At 64.0% G+C, this 777-nt stretch carries 1 protein-coding gene; it reads left to right on the forward strand.

What is annotated here, in order from left to right:
• The first annotated feature begins 51 nt into the window (after positions 1 to 51).
• Positions 52 to 180, forward strand: a complete 129-nt coding sequence (locus A5652_RS28905; protein ID WP_255361799.1) for a hypothetical protein — start codon at positions 52 to 54, stop codon at positions 178 to 180.
• Positions 181 to 777: the final 597 nt, after the last annotated feature.

The raw sequence follows: 777 nt of genomic DNA on the forward strand, positions 1-777 counted from the left end.
CGACGGTAGCTAACCTGCCGCGGTCATCTCACCAGCAGAAGGGTGTGACCGATGAGGACAAAGAGCGCCAAGAAGATTCTGAAAGCTGTTGCTGCGGCCGCAGTGCTGGCCGGCGTCACGCTGGGGTCGTCGGGCTGCATAACGATTGACATTCCCCACGCTCCCGTCTACGCGAATTAGCTCCGCTGGTTCGTTGACTTAGCGATCGTCCGCTTCCCGCGGCGGTGCATCCGCTTCACTAGCGCGCCCGGAATCGCGACGAGTTGACACGCGGCTGCGAACTGGACTGCCACGTGTCGAGAGAGTCGAGGATGGCCGCCATCCCGGGCGATCGCGCGGTCAGGCCTGGACGTTCGGCCAGCGCTGGGGCCGCGACCATACAACCGTCAGGTGACGAAACTGGCTGAGGGTCAATCACACTCACTTATTGCTGGCGGGTCGCCGGAAGCCATGCTGGTGCCGGTAGCCACTCCGCCGGTAGTCGCGCTCGGCGGCATTGCACGCCGCAGCGGGCCTCCGCCCGTGCCAACGCGACCCGTATTGACCGGAACACGTGGTCGCCGGCCACACGGAAGGCAGCGACCACCCCGACGCCGCGGACTATTCCACTCTGATTGCCCCGAGGTCGATCGTTATGGCACCAGATGACCCCAGCATCACGCCTCCGGTCAGCACTGCGGCCGCAGCAACAGCTTTCAGAATCTTCTTGGCGCTCTTTGTCCTCATCGGTCACACCCTTCTGCTGGTGAGATGACCGCGGCAGGTTAGCTACCGTCG

This window comes from Mycobacterium sp. 1165178.9, assembly GCF_001673555.1.
Lineage (GTDB): Bacteria > Actinomycetota > Actinomycetes > Mycobacteriales > Mycobacteriaceae > Mycobacterium.

Coding starts and splice junctions, on each gene's coding strand:
- A5652_RS28905 (WP_255361799.1), top strand. CDS start 52: ATGAGGACAAAGAGCGCCAAGAAGATTCTGAAAGCTGTTGCTGCGGCC.